Origin of the sequence: Microbacterium sp. Se5.02b (genome assembly GCF_019464375.1) — a bacterium.
Taxonomy (GTDB): Bacteria; Actinomycetota; Actinomycetes; order Actinomycetales; family Microbacteriaceae; genus Microbacterium.
On the sequence record NZ_CP080491.1, the window covers coordinates 724,773 to 740,197 of the forward strand.

Annotated in this window: 15 protein-coding genes and 1 pseudogene; 5 read left to right on the forward strand and 11 right to left on the reverse strand. The window is 66.6% G+C overall.

What is annotated here, in order from left to right; translation table 11 throughout:
- Nucleotides 1-50 precede the first annotated feature (50 nt).
- The 7 genes from K1X59_RS22715 to K1X59_RS03625 all read right to left on the reverse strand — a co-directional run bounded on the left by K1X59_RS22715 (nucleotide 51) and on the right by K1X59_RS03625 (nucleotide 7,258).
- Nucleotides 51-239: a hypothetical protein gene (locus tag K1X59_RS22715; protein WP_371511042.1), complete on the reverse strand. Its 189-nt coding sequence runs from the start codon at nucleotides 237-239 to the stop codon at nucleotides 51-53.
- Between the two features lie 531 nt (nucleotides 240-770).
- Complete coding sequence (locus tag K1X59_RS03600; RefSeq protein ID WP_029266204.1) at nucleotides 771-1,115, reverse strand: metal-sensitive transcriptional regulator; 345 nt, start codon at nucleotides 1,113-1,115, stop codon at nucleotides 771-773.
- Nucleotides 1,116-1,138: 23 nt separating this feature from the next.
- Nucleotides 1,139-3,382, reverse strand: coding sequence for a heavy metal translocating P-type ATPase (locus K1X59_RS03605; RefSeq protein ID WP_371511043.1), 2,244 nt, complete (start codon nucleotides 3,380-3,382; stop codon nucleotides 1,139-1,141).
- Between the two features lie 73 nt (nucleotides 3,383-3,455).
- Nucleotides 3,456-3,710, reverse strand: a complete 255-nt coding sequence (locus K1X59_RS03610; RefSeq protein ID WP_029266198.1) for a YHS domain-containing protein — start codon at nucleotides 3,708-3,710, stop codon at nucleotides 3,456-3,458.
- A gap of 21 nt (nucleotides 3,711-3,731) precedes the next feature.
- A complete protein-coding gene (locus K1X59_RS03615) occupies nucleotides 3,732-6,053 on the reverse strand; it encodes a cation-translocating P-type ATPase (protein WP_029266196.1) in 2,322 nt (773 codons plus the stop codon).
- A 45-nt stretch (nucleotides 6,054-6,098) separates the two neighbouring features.
- A complete protein-coding gene (locus K1X59_RS03620; RefSeq protein ID WP_029266194.1) occupies nucleotides 6,099-7,049 on the reverse strand; it encodes a hypothetical protein in 951 nt (316 codons plus the stop codon).
- A complete protein-coding gene (locus tag K1X59_RS03625) occupies nucleotides 7,046-7,258 on the reverse strand; it encodes a heavy-metal-associated domain-containing protein (RefSeq protein ID WP_029266192.1) in 213 nt (70 codons plus the stop codon). Before K1X59_RS03625 ends, K1X59_RS03620 begins: the two co-directional genes overlap by 4 nt.
- Nucleotides 7,259-7,362: 104 nt before the next feature.
- On the opposite strand from K1X59_RS03625, the gene K1X59_RS03630 reads away from it, so the two are divergent.
- The 5 genes from K1X59_RS03630 to K1X59_RS03650 all read left to right on the forward strand — a co-directional run bounded on the left by K1X59_RS03630 (nucleotide 7,363) and on the right by K1X59_RS03650 (nucleotide 12,173).
- Nucleotides 7,363-8,523: an FAD-dependent oxidoreductase gene (locus K1X59_RS03630; protein WP_051667917.1), complete on the forward strand. Its 1,161-nt coding sequence runs from the start codon at nucleotides 7,363-7,365 to the stop codon at nucleotides 8,521-8,523.
- Between the two features lie 70 nt (nucleotides 8,524-8,593).
- The gene (locus K1X59_RS03635) at nucleotides 8,594-9,040 is read left to right on the forward strand and encodes a DUF6153 family protein (RefSeq protein ID WP_029266188.1); all 447 of its coding nucleotides are present in this window, start codon (nucleotides 8,594-8,596) and stop codon (nucleotides 9,038-9,040) included.
- A gap of 94 nt (nucleotides 9,041-9,134) precedes the next feature.
- Nucleotides 9,135-9,743, forward strand: coding sequence for a DUF305 domain-containing protein (locus K1X59_RS03640; RefSeq protein WP_029266186.1), 609 nt, complete (start codon nucleotides 9,135-9,137; stop codon nucleotides 9,741-9,743).
- Between the two features lie 145 nt (nucleotides 9,744-9,888).
- Nucleotides 9,889-10,728 (forward strand): F510_1955 family glycosylhydrolase, encoded by an 840-nt coding sequence (locus K1X59_RS03645; RefSeq protein WP_029266184.1) that lies wholly within the window; start codon nucleotides 9,889-9,891, stop codon nucleotides 10,726-10,728.
- A 1,004-nt stretch (nucleotides 10,729-11,732) separates the two neighbouring features.
- A complete protein-coding gene (locus K1X59_RS03650) occupies nucleotides 11,733-12,173 on the forward strand; it encodes a VOC family protein (protein ID WP_036331298.1) in 441 nt (146 codons plus the stop codon).
- On the opposite strand, the gene lspA is transcribed toward K1X59_RS03650, so the two are convergent.
- From lspA to K1X59_RS22290, 4 genes and pseudogenes are all read right to left on the reverse strand, one after another.
- Nucleotides 12,174-12,692: a signal peptidase II gene (gene lspA / locus K1X59_RS03655; RefSeq protein WP_081859717.1), complete on the reverse strand. Its 519-nt coding sequence runs from the start codon at nucleotides 12,690-12,692 to the stop codon at nucleotides 12,174-12,176. It lies immediately after the preceding gene.
- A 109-nt stretch (nucleotides 12,693-12,801) separates the two neighbouring features.
- Nucleotides 12,802-13,425, reverse strand: a complete 624-nt coding sequence (locus K1X59_RS03660) for a hypothetical protein (protein ID WP_051667916.1) — start codon at nucleotides 13,423-13,425, stop codon at nucleotides 12,802-12,804.
- A gap of 12 nt (nucleotides 13,426-13,437) precedes the next feature.
- On the reverse strand, nucleotides 13,438-14,550 hold the full coding sequence (locus K1X59_RS20725; protein WP_396652566.1) for an alkyl/aryl-sulfatase: 1,113 nt from the start codon (nucleotides 14,548-14,550) through the stop codon (nucleotides 13,438-13,440).
- A gap of 248 nt (nucleotides 14,551-14,798) precedes the next feature.
- Nucleotides 14,799-15,305: pseudogene (locus tag K1X59_RS22290) on the reverse strand (MBL fold metallo-hydrolase); the annotation flags it as partial.
- Between the last annotated feature and the right edge of the window lie 120 nt (nucleotides 15,306-15,425).

The window sequence follows — 15,425 nt, forward strand, 5'->3', positions numbered from 1 at the left end:
GCAGCCTCGTGATCTCCGGCAAGGTGAGCTGCGACGCTGCGGACCTGCTCCTAGCCCGTGAGCGCCAGGAAGGTGGGGGCGCGGCCATAAGACTTCGCACCGACGATGAACAGGTCCTTCTCGGGCTGCGCGAGCTGGCGTGCGCCGGTGGCTCCGACGGAGCCGCAGGAGTGGATGTTCGGGTCGATCTCCGAGGCGATGCTGGCCACGGCGTCGAGCACTGGCGAGGATACGGCCATCGCAGCCGTCCTGGTCGACCGTGTGCACAACGAATGGCTGGCCCTTGCGGCCGCTGTCTACGTCTTTGTCGCGCCCCTGCCGCGCGATTCCCGTCACCGTTGTGCCGTAGAGGACGCGGTCACCCAGCACATCGACGAGTGGGGTGAGGTACTCACTCACCCACTCCGCCCCCGTCGGGTAGCCGTTTGCCGGCGCCGTCCCGGTCGGCTCGAGCAGGCGACGCGCTGCAGTGTCGGTGAGCTCCGGCCAGCCTGAGAAGAGGCGTGCATGACCCCACTCGGACACGGCAGCACCAGCGGAGGAGCCACGCTCGACGACCACGTCATCGACGCCACGTTCGGTTAGATGGGCGGCTGCAGCCGGATGGCCAGCCCAAGCCCGTCATCGATCACGATGGCATCCTCGATCAGTTGCTCGATTCTCAGCGTCAGGACGGCGCCTTTGACTACAGGCGCGCAAAGTCCTGAGCGTCCACTCGCCCAGAGCTATCCGAGGAGCATCGAAGGCATCCGCGGGGCCGCCTCGCTGGCTTAGCGGACGAGGCGTGCGATGGCCTGGGATGCTTCAGTGATCTTGGCCTCGGCAATGTCTCCGCCTGCACGTGCGGCGTCGGTGACGCAGTGGCGGAGATGGTCTTCGAGAAGACCGACAGCAACGCCCTGGAGTGAGCTCGTCAGCGCTGAGATCTGGGTGAGGATGTCGATGCAGTACTTCTCCTCGTCGACCATGCGGTGGATGCCGCGGGCTTGTCCTTCGATCCGTTTGAGACGGGCGAGATAGCGGGCTTTGTCGGTGATGTAGCCGTGTTCGCCGTGTTCGCCGTGTTCGCAGGCGGTGTCGGACTCGACCTGGTCGGTCTCGATGGTGTCGGTCATCGTGGTCTCCGGTTCTGGATTGGTTATCGGTTGAGGATCGCGCGGGCCGTGGTTTCCGGGCGAAGGTCGAGTCGCCGCAGGAGCTGCGCGTTGAGGGCAACCACGATGGTGGACAGGGACATCAGGATCGCCCCGACCGACATCGGCAGCACGAACCCGATGGGGGCGAGGACGCCGGCGGCGAGGGGTACGGAGATCAGGTTGTAGCCGGCGGCCCACCAGAGGTTCTGCTTCATCTTCCGGTATGCGGCGCGGGACAGTTCGATGACGGAGAGCACCGAGCGGGGGTCGTCGCTGGCGAGGATGACTCCGGCAGAGGCGATGGCAACGTCCGTGCCGGCGCCGATCGCGAGCCCGACATCGGCCTGGGCGAGGGCGGGGGCGTCATTGACGCCGTCACCGACCATCGCGACCTTGCGTCCCTCGTTCTGGAGCTCCTGCACCTTCGCGGCCTTGTCCTCCGGTCGGACGCCGGCGAAGACACGGTCGATGCCGAGGTCCTCGGCCACGGTGTGCGCGACGGCTTCGGCATCGCCGGTGATCATCACGACCTGCACACCCAGCGCGTGCAGTGCATCGACGGCTTCGCGCGATTCCGACCGCACCTCATCGGCGAGCTTGAGAGCGCCGATCACACGGCCGTCCTGAACCACGTGGAGGATGATCGCACCGTCATTGCGCCACCGCTCGGCAACGGGCAGCTCCTGCGCATCTTCCTCGGTGAGCAGGTGCGGTCCCCCCACCCGTACAACGGTCCCGTCGACGGTCGCGGTGACGCCGACTGCGGGAGAGGAGGTGAAGTCCGAGCTGCGGGGCACGTCGAGGTGACGGTCGGCGGCGGCGCGGACGATGGCCTTGGCGAGCGGGTGTTCACTGTCGGCCTCCGCGGCGGCGGCCAGGGCGAGCACCCGGTCGGTGTCGTTGCCTTCGACGACTGAGACCTCGGAGACGGTCGGTTCGCCCTTGGTGAGGGTGCCTGTCTTGTCGAACAGCACGGTGTCGACGGTGCGCATGCTCTCCAGCGCGAGCCTGTCCTTCACGAGTACGCCACCGCGTGCGGCGCGTTCGGTGGCGATGGAGACGACCAAGGGGATTGCGAGACCGAGTGCGTGGGGGCAAGCGATGACGAGCACCGTGATGGTGCGGATGACGGCATCATCGGGAAGCCCAACGAGCGTCCACACGATCGCCGTGATCACGCCAGCGCCGAGAGCGAACCAGAACAGCCAGCCTGCCGCCGTGTCGGCAAGGCGCTGCGCGCGCGAGGACGAGCTCTGTGCTTCGGTGACCAGGCGTTGGATGCCGGCGAGAGTGGTGTCGTCACCGGTGGCGGTAATCTCCACGCGCAGCCCGGAGTCGGTCGCCACAGTTCCGGCCGTGACCTGGTCATCGATACCGCGCGTCACGGTGCGGGACTCGCCGGTGACCATTGACTCGTCCATCGACGCGCGACCGTCGACGATGCGACCGTCGGCGGGGACGCTGCCCCCGGGGCGAACGATGACGACATCACCGACGACGAGTTCGGCAGGCGAGACCGTCACGACCTGGTCACCTTCGACGCGTTCTGCTTCGTCGGGCAGGAGCGCGGCCAGGGAGTCGAGAGCGGACGTGGTCTGCGCGAGGGACCGCATCTCGATCCAGTGCCCGAGCAGCATGATCACGATGAGGAGCGCGAGCTCCCACCAGAAGTCGAGCTCGTGGTGCAGCAGGCCGAGGCTCGCACCCCAAGAGGCGATGAACGCAACGGTGATGGCGAGTCCGATGAGGAGCATCATCCCGGGCTTGCGGTCGCGGATTTCGCTGACAGCACCGACGAGGAACGGCTTTCCACCCCAGATGTACATCACTGTTCCCAGTACCGGGGACACCCAGGCCAGGCCGGGAATGTCGGGGAGGGTGTAGCCGAGGATCATCGCGAACATGCCCGACAGCGCGACGGTGGGGACGGCGAGGATCAGCATGATCCAGAACAGGCGACGGAACTGTCCGACGTGGTCGCCATGCCCCGCATGACCCCCGTGTCCACCGTGAGCGTCGTGTCCACCATGTGCGTCATGGCCGGCATGCTCGCCGTGACCCTGGTGGCCCATCGGCGCGCCGCTTCCGTGCGGTGCAGTATCGGGACCGTCGTGGTGCACGGCGGTGTCGTGGTGAGGGGTGTGGACGGGGGGGTCTTCTGTGGCCGCGGCGGGGACCGATGGGGTGTGCCCGTGCGCTGCGTGTTCGTGGGTGTGATCAGCGTCGTCGCTGTGTGGCTGGCTCATGAGGCTATCCTCCTCGGAAACGATGAAGCTGTGCGGGGCGATCCGTGTGCCGCCCCGCACAGGTGAAGCGATGTCAGGCTGCGGTCACGTACTTGGCGGGGTCAGCGTCGAACAGGGGGCCGCAGGCGGCGCAGCAGAAGTAATAGCGGGTGCCCTCGTAGTCGCGGTAGAGGCCAGCGGCTTCAGCGTCCGCTTTCACGACGGTGCTGCCGACCATCACGGGGCATTCGGCGAGCTGTTCGGCGGACGGCGCGAGGAGGTCCTTGCGTCCGTCGGCTGGGACAGAGCCGTGGCTGTTGTGGCTGCAGCAGGATCCGGAATCAGACATGTGTGTTCCTCTTTCGTGATTTCAGTGGGTTCCGACGGTTGCGTTCCGCGTCGCATGATCACGCGGTGCGGGCGCGGCGGTCGGGGATGGGTCCGCCGCCTGGCTGCGGAACGTGCGCAGGCGGAGGCTGTTGCCGACGACGAAGACGCTGGAGAACGCCATCGCGGCGCCGGCGAGCATGGGATTGAGCAGACCGAGGGCTGCCAGCGGGATGGCGGCGACGTTGTAGGCGAAGGCCCAGAACAGGTTGCCCTTGATCGTGCCGAGCGTCTTCCGAGACAGACGGATCGCGTCGGCCGCGCTGCGCAGATCGCCGCGGACGAGCGTGATGTCGCTGGCCTCGATCGCCACATCGGTGCCCGTGCCCATGGCCAACCCCAGGTCTGCCTGGGCGAGCGCGGCCGCATCGTTGACGCCGTCTCCGACCATCGCCACGACCTTGCCCTCGCGCTGCAGCCTGGTGACCACGTCGACCTTGTCTTTCGGGAGCACTTCGGCGATGACCTCATCGATGCCGACCTCAGACGCGATCTGCTCGGCCACGGCACGGTTATCTCCGGTGAGGAGCACCGGTGTCAGTCCCAGCGCCTTCAGCTGCCTGATGGCTTCGGTGCTGGTCGGCTTGATGGTGTCCGCGACGATGAGCACACCGCGTGCTTCCCCGTCCCACCCCACGGCGACCGCGGTCTTGCCCTGACGCTCTGCTTCGCTCTTCGCGGCGGCGAGATTCTCGGGAAGGCGCTGGGACCAGTCCTCGAGAAGCGACTCGCGGCCGACAAGGACGGCGTGCCCGTCGACGATGCCCTGCACTCCCTTGCCCTCGATGTTCGCGAAACCCTCGGGTGTCGGAAGCGTGCCGACCTCTTGGACTGCGGCTTTGGCGATGGCCTGCGCGATGGGATGCTCGGAGGCGTCCTCCACCGCACCCGCCAGGCGCAGCAGCTCGCCGCGGTCGACGCCGTCAGCGGTGAACACGCCGGTGAGCGTCATCCGCCCTGTGGTCACCGTCCCGGTCTTATCCAGAACGACGGTGTCCACCCGTCGCGTCGACTCGAGAACTTCCGGACCCTTGATGAGGATGCCCATCTGCGCGCCGCGGCCCGTGCCCACCAGCAGTGCGGTGGGCGTGGCAAGGCCCAGGGCGCACGGGCAGGCGATGATCAGCACCGCGACCGCGGCGGTGAACGCCGCCGCGGCAGGGAATCCCGCGCCGAGCCAAGCGCCCAGCGTGGCGATGGCGATCGCGATGACAATGGGCACGAAGATACCCGACACCCGGTCGGCGAGGCGCTGCACCTCGGCCTTGCCCGATTGGGCGTCCTCGACGAGCTTCGCCATCTGCGCCAACTGGGTGTCCGACCCGACCCTCGTCGCCCGGATGACGAGCCGGCCACCGGCATTGACCGTCGCCCCCGTGACGGAGTCTCCTTCGCCGACCTCGACCGGCACGGATTCACCGGTGAGCATGGACGCGTCGACCGCGGAGGTGCCGGAGACGATCACACCATCGGTGGCGATCTTCTCGCCGGGCCGTACGACGAACTCGTCGCCCTCTCGCAGGTCCGCGATGGGAATGCGGGTCTCGGCGCCGGCGCGAAGCACAGCAACATCCTTCGCTCCCAGCTCCAACAGCGCGCGCAGGGCGGCGCCCGCCTGCCGTTTCGCCTTCTTCTCGAAGTAGCGTCCGGCGAGGATGAACATCGTCACCGCGGCACCCACTTCGAGGTAGATGTTCGCCGCCCCGTCCGACGGTGCCACGGTGAGCTCGAACGGGTGGGTCATCCCGGGGACGCCGGCCGTGCCGAAGAACAGCGCGTAGAGCGACCACAGTAAGGCGGCTATCGTCCCCATCGAGATGAGCGTGTCCATGGTCGCCGCACCGTGCCGGAGATTCGTCCACGCTGCCTTGTGGAAAGGCCAGGCCGCCCAAACGATGACGGGGCCGGCCAGGGCGAGTGAGAGCCACTGCCAGTAAGTGAACTGCAATGCGGGGATCATCGACATCGCAATCACAGGAAGGGTCAGCACGATGGAAGCGATCAAACGGTTCCGCAGGCTCACCAGCTCCCTATCCGGAGCGTCCTCACCGTCGACTACCGCGGACGGCTCCGGTGAGGGAAGGGCGGCCGTGTAGCCGGTCTTCTCCACCTCGGCGATCAGCAGCGCCGGGTCGAACCCGTTCGGTGCGGTGACCTTCGCCTTCTCCGTCGCATAGTTCACGGTGGCGGTGACACCGTCCAGCTTGTTGAGCTTCTTCTCGATGCGCATCGCGCACGACGCGCAGGTCATCCCGCCGATCTCCAGCTCCACGCTGGACGCGGCTGCTGACTGCGTATCCGTCATGATGTCTCCTCGATCCTTCTTGCAACTCGATGCGCACTGAGCGGGTCAGTGCCCGTCGTGCTCGGCGTCGTCTTCGGTGTCCGCCTGGTCGCCGGTGGCGGGGGTCGCCTCGAGTACGAACTGTGCGGTGTGGACCTGTCCGTCGACCTGGAAGTCCAGGTACAGCAGGTAGCGGCCGGTGGTGGGTGTCTCGGCGGTGAATTCCACCTCGGGGCCGGCCAGATCGCCCGGCTGTGGTTCCTCGCCGCGCGCGTGCACATGCAGATACGCCAGGTCGCCATCGCGCAGGGCAACGAGGTGGCCGAACGCACCGAGGTACGGCTCCAGCACCGTGACGGGTTCCCCGTCCCGAGAGACCTTGACAGTCAGTTCGCTTCCAGTTCCGGCGACCAGGTCGCCGCTGACGGTCACGTCGAAGCCGTCGACCGTGTCGCTTGTCTTGACGGCGACCTCGGGCTCCGGTGTCAGCTGCCCCGCCACATCGACGGTGCGGGAGAGCGTGGCGCTCACCCCCTCAGAGGTGAAGTCCGCATACAGCCGGTACGTTCCCGCGGTATCCCAGGACCATGGCAGCGACCAGACCCCGGTCCTCGGGTCGAGTTCGGGGTGCACGTGACGGTATTCACGCCCGTCGTTGCGGACCACGATCAGGTGCAACTGCTTATCGTGGGCCTCGTCGAAATCGGTGATCGGGACACCTGAGGGATCGCGGATGTCGAAGGAGAGTTCACCGTCCGTCTCGACGTTCGCCGGCGCCTGTACGGGGCTCATTGTGAATCCCGATGCCGCGCTCATCACTCCACTCACCCCCATCTCCTGATCGTCTTTCGTGCCAGCAGCATCCTCGGGCGCTTGCGCGTCATGCGAGGAATGCCCGGCGTCCGCCCATGCGGTCACCGTGCTGTCGGGCACGAGTGCGCCCGCGGCGGCGAAGGCGGCGCCGAAGACAACGACAAGGCCCGCGCCGTAGAGGCCGAGGCGGCCCGGGGCGTTCATGAGAGTCGGACCGCCTCGTACCCGGCCTCATCGACGGCCGCGAGCACGGCCGCGTCATCCACTGCGGAACTCGTCGTGACGAGAAGCCGGCCGGTCTGCGCACTCACTTCGATGTTCTCGACGCCGGGGACCTGGCTGACCTCGCCGCGAACAGCGACCTCGCAGTGGCCGCAGCTCATCCCGCTCACCTGGTACTCGCTCGTGCTCATGATGGCTTCCTTCCCTCGATTCGGAATACCCCGGTAGGGTACTGGTATGCCTAACCATATACCCACCCAGGGTATTCCGGTCAAGGGGGTGAAGGGAGCTTCTCATGGATAAGACCAGCTCGGATGTGCTCATCGTCGGCGCGGGCGCCGCGGGTCATTCTGCGGCGGTCACGTTGCGGCGCAGCGGTTTCGACGGGTCGATCCGGATCGTGCATGCGGAGCCGTTCGCCCCGTACAACCGCACGCTGGTGACCAAGGGCATCCTTCGTGGCCTGCTCACCCCGGAGCAATCCGCGCTGCCTGCCTTGGACTCGATCGATGTCGAGACGATCCCCGGCAGCGCTGTCGGGATGGAAGAGCGGGGCATCTTGCTGCACGATGGCAGACGGCTGATATTCGCAACGGCTGTCGTGGCGACCGGCGCCGCCCCGCGTCCCCTGCAGGCGACAGGCGTCAGCGAGGGGGTCTTCACGCTGCACAGCGCGTCCGACGCGCTACGCATCCGAGGGCATGCGGGTCCGACGTTCGAAAGGCGGGTTGTCACTGTCCTCGGTGCCGGGCTGGTCGGAGCAGAAGCAGCAAGCTACCTTGTGAGCGCTGGTGCCAGAGTGCATCTCGTCGCGCGCTCCGAAATCCCCTTGGCGCACAGCCTCGGGTTGCCGATCGCCACCCGGCTCCGCGATCTGCACGCTGCGCACACGGAGTTCCATCCAGGCCGGACAGTGCGCTCCATCTCGGCTTCCGGAAGCGGGGGTGACGTACTCCTCGATGATGGGACATCTGTATCGTCAGACGTGATCGTCCTCGCCCACGGAACAGTTCCGGCTGTCTCATGGATCCGCTCAGACGGTGCCGCGATCGAGGTCGATGACCGGCTCCGTGCCAGGACGATCCCGGCAGTGTATGCGGCCGGTGGGGTCGCCGCTCATGTCGGTCCCGACGGTTCGCTCTATCGTATGGATCATTGGGATGATGCGGTGGCACAAGGGGCTCACGCCGCCCGAGCGCTGCTTCATGATCTGCACGGCGGGGACGATCCTGGCCCGTACCGGCACGTTTCCGGGTTCACGGTGAATGTGCACGGCGTCACGCTGAGTGGAGCGGGCGTCGTCTTGCCGCAGGCGACCGCGGAAACGACGTCATCGGCCGGCGGCGGCCTCGTCTCGACCTTCAGGACCGCCGACGGCAAGAGGGCGGGTGCTGTCGGGTGGTCAGCGGCAAGGGAAATCCTGGCGGTCAAGCACGAGCTGGCAGGCGGCTTCTGAGTGTGCACAGGATCGATGTCGGGCACACAGGCGGCGGTGCTAGCGTCGTGAGGAACAGGAAGGATCGAGGATGCAGGTGACGGTTCGCGCCACAAGCCCGCAGTTGTCGCTGCGCACCCTGCTGATGCTCGGCACCGCGGCCGTCCTGATCATCGTCGGCCTCCTGGGCATGCACACCTTCACCGCGGAACCTGCCGGGCACGGCTCCTCGGGCGTCGCCCATTCCGCATCGACAGTCGCTCACGTTCCGGACGCCACGGCGAGCCTCGACGACGGTGGTGCCGCTGCCTGCGACGGGCCGTGCCACGTGACCACCGGACAAGGGCAGGGTCACGACGACATGGTCACCGCCTGCGTACTCGCGTTGCTGGCCGGCCTTCTGCTCCTCGTCCCACCGACGTTTGCCCGACGCTCCGGCATCTCCCTTCGCGAGGTGACCAGCTGGTTGCGGTGGGAAGCGACCGATGCCCTCCCTCGTGGCCCCTCGTTGACGGTTCTTTCGATCAGTCGAACTTGAGTATTCGCACGCCGACCCAACTGTGGGCGGCCCTGCGGCGCCCGTTGGCGCCGCCGCTTCAGCGAACTCTCATACGACTTACGAAGGAACGACCATGAACAAGAAGATCCCCCTCGCACTCAGCACCGGCGCTCTCACCCTCGCCCTGGTACTGACCGGCTGCGCCGACACCGGCACCGCGCCGTCCGGTACCAGCAGCTCACCGTCCGCGTCGACGTCCTCGTCGGCCTCAACCGAGGCTGACGAGATGTTCGTCACGATGATGATCCCTCATCATGAGCAGGCCATCGAGATGTCGGACATTCTGCTGGCCAAGGACGGCGCGGACCCGCGGGTGGTCGAGCTCGCCGAACAGATCAAGGCGGCGCAGGGCCCGGAGATCGACAAGATGCTCGGGTGGCTCGAGGACTGGGGTGTGGAGTACGACCCCGATTCGATGGGCGGCATGGACCACGGCTCCATGGGCGGCGACGACAGCATGATGTCCGAAGAGGACATGACCATGTTGGAAGACGCCGACGCGACCGAGGCCAGCCGTTTGTTCCTCGAGCAGATGATCGTGCACCACGAAGGCGCCGTCGACATGGCACAGACGGCGCTTGACGACGCGCAGAACCCGGACGTCCTCGAGCTCGCGCAACAGGTGATCGATGACCAGACGGCGGAGATCGCCACGATGAAGGACCTCCTCGGAGAACTGTAGAACCACGCGGGGCGGGCCGATTCCCGAACGACCCGCCCTGCGTTTCCCGCGCGATCGCCCCGCGCGAAGACCGACCCCGCGGCGCGCTCCCTGCTGCCCGCGTCACAAGCCTGGCCACCCTCCTGGCCGCTACCCGGAAACCATCATGAAACGATCATTTCTTCTCGCCGCCGCAACCATCCCCGTGCTGACGCTCGTCATTACGGGCTGTACTGCCGCGCAGTCCGACGAGCCCGATGCGACACCCCGCATCGACCACATCCACGGCATCGCCGAAGACCCCCGCGGTGACGATCTGCTCGTCGCCACGCACAACGGCATCTTCACCGTCACACCGGACGGGAACGTCTCCGGACCCGTCGGCGGCCATGACTTCGATGCCATGGGATTCACTGTCACCGGCGACACCCTGTTCGCCTCCGGACACCCCGGAGAGCAAACCCCGGCCGAGCTGGGATCCCCGAACCTCGGCATCATCCGTAGCGATGACTATGGCCTCAACTGGTCGCCCATCGCCCTGAACGGAACAACCGACTTCCACGTCCTCACCGCCAGCCCCGACGGAACCCTGTACGGCATCGCTTCCAGCCAAATCGACCTGCTCTCCAGCACCGACAACGGAACGAACTGGACCACCCATGCCCCTCTAGCGGCAGCCGACCTCGCCGCCACAGAGTCCGGGCTCTATGCCGCCACCGAAGAAGGACTGCTCGTCAGCACCGACGGTGGCGACACCTTCACCCCCGTCCCCGAATCACCCCTGCTCTACGCCCTCGTAGCACGCACAGACGGCACACTCGTCGGCGCCGGCACCGACGGGGTCCTCTGGGCCCAAGATCAGAACGGGACGTGGCAGCAGCTGGGGCCACTCGACGGAGCCGTTCAAGCCCTCAGCACCATCGATGACCGCATCATCCTCGTCGATGACCGAGGCATCGTTGGTGTCACTGTCGACGGCTTCACCGTCCTCAGCCCGGCCCGGTAACCGCAGCCCACTCACGAATCCACCATGAACGAACACAAGAATCCGTTCCGGAACTTCGTCTTCTTCATCACCGCGGCAACGATCGCCGTCGTCCTCCTCGCCTTCGCCACCTACCTCGCGATTGGAGCGATCCTCTGATGTCGCCGGACGCACGATTCGATCCGCTCCGCCTGTCCGCGCTCAGCCATCGTTCCGCACCGAGCAGGCCGCCACCTCGCCCGTCGCGTGCGTACCGACTGCACCGCCGACTTGTGCGGTTAGGGATTGTGCTCCTGGCAGCCGGACCCGCGCTCGTCCTGATCCATCTGAGCACCGATACACAATACGGAAGCCACAATGGCACTTGGTGGACGTACACGGTGGCGAGCTACGACGTCGCCATCATCACCACGATCATCGGGGTAGCACTGGTCTGGCGATCGCCGCCGGCCTCCGATGAACGGCGTGAATGACTGGCCGAATCGCGGCGTCAAGAGACAGGGACATCCCAACGTCTCATGACCTTGTCGATCTCGACGAGGCCGGCGAAGCGGGCAACGTCGCGTCCACCCATGACGCGGTTCCGAGCGAGCTTCGCCGGGAACTGCTTCAGGGGAGGGATCTCGGTCTCGTGTTGCGGCGAGGGTCTGGCGTTGAGCCTGGACGGTCGCCGCTAGCGCACGCCGGAACGGAGCCACTGATCGTGTAGCAGTTGGCTCATCGCCACGCGTGGTGTCAGGTCACCGTGTCGAGCTCCACGCCGTAGTCATCGGCGTTCTGCGTTATCGGCACGAATATCGAATCATCCCCGGCGTACTCAGCGAGCTCCGGCGGGCAATCGAGATCGCCGATCGAGAGCGCACGTTCAGGTGGCAAGAGATGGGCTTGTTCGAAGCCCTTGCCCGAGGGTCGACGATTCGGTAGCCGTCAGCGAGACTGGCGGAGATCGAGGCCGAGGGCAGACTCGGACCGCAGATCATCGGCCCCTCGATTGCGGGGCATCCAGCTCAAGAAGGGCGGTATCCATGACCGACGCATCCACTCCCCCAAGCGACACCGTCAACGATCTGACCAACCCACCCGTGCCGCCGGGAGCCTTGTTGCTGGAGCTCGTGCCGGTTCCGGTCACCGACATCGAACGAGCAAAGACCTTCTACCGAGACCAGCTCGGCTTTCGGCTCGACGTCGACATCAACCCAGAGCCCGGCGTCCGCATCGTCCAGCTCACGCCACCGGGTTCGGCATGCTCGATCACCCTGGCCGAGGGCCTGCCCACGCTCGACATGCCTCCGGGGACCCTGCGAGGGCTGCACCTGGTGGTCGCCGACATCGAGGCATCTCGTGCCGAACTGGTCGAGCGCGGCGTCGAGATCAGCGAGGTCGAGGACCTCGGCGGAGTGTTCTACGCCTTCTTCGCCGACCCCGACGGCAACACCTGGTGCCTGCAGCACATGCCCTGGCGATAGCTACGACGCCGGCGAGGGCGCCGGGGTCGGTTTGATGCGGCGGGTCGGCACACGCAGGAGGACGAGCGCGACAAGGTAGATGCCGCCGACGACGATCGCGATGTCGGCGACGTTGCCGATGAACAGATCGAAGTAGCCGATGAAGTCGATGACGCCACCGCGTGCCAGGCGGTCAGCGGCATGACTGATCGCACCGCCGAGGACCAGGCCCAGCCCGATTGCCCACCAGAGCGATCCCACCCGCCACAGGTAGACCGTGATGGCGACCGCGGCGGCAGCGGCGAGGAGTCCGAGCAGCCAGGTGAAGTCGGTGCCGAGGGAGAACGCGGCGCCACGGTTGACGGTGAGTTGGAACTCGAGAACCGGTGGCAGGACGTCCTTCGATTCTCCGCCCGAGAGCGCAGAGGCGGCCCAGATCTTGGTCCATTGGTCGACGGCGACGACGACCGCTGCGATGGCCAGCCCGGCGAGGAAGGACCAGCGCACTCCCGAGCGTCGGTTCGTGGTCGGTGACGTCACTGTGCAGTTCCCTCTTCGTGCGATAGCTCGTGCCGGGCCGGTTTTCGGTTACCGGCTTCACCAGACTATTCGCTGGGCTATGGCCGAGAGGTCAGGGCTTCGACGCCAGTCACACTTTCACGGGGAACGTCGCCAAGATGACCACACCGATGACAGCGAGAGTCAGGCCCAGAATGAAGAAGGTGCGCCGGCGCCATTCGGCGCGCTGGTTCTGGGACAGCGCCGCGAAGAACAGCACGAGCGCGAAGAGCACGGTGAGCAGAGCGTAGTTGTCTCCGCGCTGGTTGTTCACGAGTGCTTCGTCGAACTTGGCGTCCGCGCGCGCGTGCAGGTCTTCCGCTTCCTCGGTCCCCGGCGGAATGTACTCCTCCCTGGCGAGGGGCCCCTGGGATACGCGCCCCTCCGCCGTCCAGGCGTCGAACGCGATCCGGAACTCGTCCGTGAAGCGTTCCTCGATGAAGGTGACGAGTTCCTGGTCGTCGTCTGCGGTGGCGAGCACCCATTCGGTGTAGATGGTCAGATCGTATTGGCGCGCCGCTTGGGCCCTGCTTTCGGCGGAGGCGGCCTGGACACGTGCGCTGGACGCTTGGCTGAAGGCGATAGACATCTCACCGCCCCATTTCGACGCCTCGAATCCGCACCATGCGGTGATGACCGCGGTTATGGACAGCAGCACCACCGTGGCCACCTCCAACCACCGGCCGGGATGAGTGACTTTCTCGGTGGCGTCCATGCGCGCCGTCTTTTAGGGCAGCACGATCTCGAATGCCGGGTCTCCGGGGGTCAGTACGCCGAGCAACTGCTTCAGGACGCCGAGGTCGCCGCGCACGTCCAGGCCCTCGGCGTCGAGGTCTCCGCCGGCGAGGCGGATGAGCCGCTCCTTGGTGAGGGTGAGATGCAGTGCGGCATCTGTGGCGGGTTCGCGCTCGACGTAGACGAGCACGCCGTTGCGGAGCGTGACGTGGAACGAGCGGTCGAGATCACTGAGTGTGATGTCGAATCCGAGGTCGAGGTCCCAGGCGCGCGGGCCGTCGACGGTGATCGCGACGGCATCGAACAGCTGTTCCGGGGTGAGCTGCGCTCGGATGGCTGGGGCGTTGGTCACGGTCGGGGTACCGAAGTTTCCCTCGCGCAGTTCGGTCGCCCCGGAGAGGAAGAAGTTGCGCCAGGTGCCGTTCTCAGCGCCGTAGCCGAGCTGCTCGAGGGTGTCGGCGTAGAGCGCCTTCGCTTCCGCATTGTTCTCCTCGGTGAAGACCGCGTGGTCGAGCAGTGTGGCCGCCCAGCGGAAGTCTCCCGAGTCGAAGGCGGCGCGGGCGAGCTCGAGGACCCGGTCGATGCCTCCGATCGCGTCGACGTAGCGCTTCGCCTGCTCCTTCGGCGCGTGCGGCCAGAGCCGAGCCGGGTTCCCGTCGAACCAGCCCATGTACCGCTGGTAGATGGCCTTTACGTTGTGGCTGACCGAGCCGTAGTAGCCGCGGGCGTGCCAGGCGTTCTCGAGCGCGGGCGGCAGCTGGATCGCCTCGGCGATCTCGGCGCCCTGCATGCCCTGGTTCAGCATCCGCAGCGTCTGGTCGTGCAGGTACCCGTACAGGTCCCGCTGCAGACCGAGGAACTCACGGATCTCCGCGTTGCCCCAGGTCGGCCAGTGGTGCGAGGTGAACACGACTTCGGCGTCGTCGCCGTAACGCTCGATGGCCTCGGTGAGGTACTGCGACCACACGTGCGGATCCCGCACGACCGCGCCCCGCAGGGTGAGCAGGTTGTGCAGCGTGTGCGTGGCGTTCTCCGCCATGCACAGCGCCCGGTACTTCGGGAAGTAGAAGTGCATCTCGCTGGGCGCCTCGGTGCCCGGCGCCATCTGGAATTCGATCTCCAGCCCGTCGACGGTGTGGGTCTGCCCCGTCTCGGTGATCTCCAGCGTCGGCGCGAGCAGGGTCGCCTCCCCGGTCGACGTCGTCTGTCCGAGACCGGCGCCGACTGCCCCTGCGGGCCGCGTGCGAGTGCCGCGCCGTACATGTACCCGGCGCGCCGGCCCATCGCGGTGCCCGCGTAGACGTTCTCTGCCACCGCGTGCTCGACCATGCCCGCGGGGACGATGATCTCGACCCCCGCGTCGACGTCGGCCTGTGAGACGATGCCCTGCACGCCGCCGAAGTGGTCGATGTGAGAGTGGGTGTGGATGACAGCGGTGATCTTGCGGTCACCGCGGTGACGCCGGTAGAGCGCCATCGCCGCGGCTGCGGTCTCCTTCGAGATCAGCGGGTCGATCACGATCACGCCGGTGTCGCCCTCGACGAATGACATCACCGACAGGTCGAGCCCGCGGATCTGGTACAGGCCGGGCACGACCTCGAACAGGCCGTGCTTGGCGACCAGCGTGCTCTGGCGCCACAGGCTCGGGTTCACCGTCTCCGGAGCATCACCCTGCAAGAAGTCATAGGTGGACGCGTCCCAGATGATATCGCCGGCGGCGTTGCGGATCGCAGGCTCGTCTAGCGTGCCGATGAATCCTCGCTCGGCCGCCGCGAGATCCCGCTCATCGTCGAACGGGAGCCGTGCCTGCAGCTCTGCCTGCTGTTGCCGGATGGTCTCTGATGCGTCGCGCTGACCCATGATGGTGCTCCCGTCTCCGAAGAACAGTTCACGACGAGTCTTGCGGTCACGAAAGACGGTGACAACCACCTTTCGTCTGAACCTTGTGCCGGCCGCTGTCACGCGGCATCCTGAGGTATC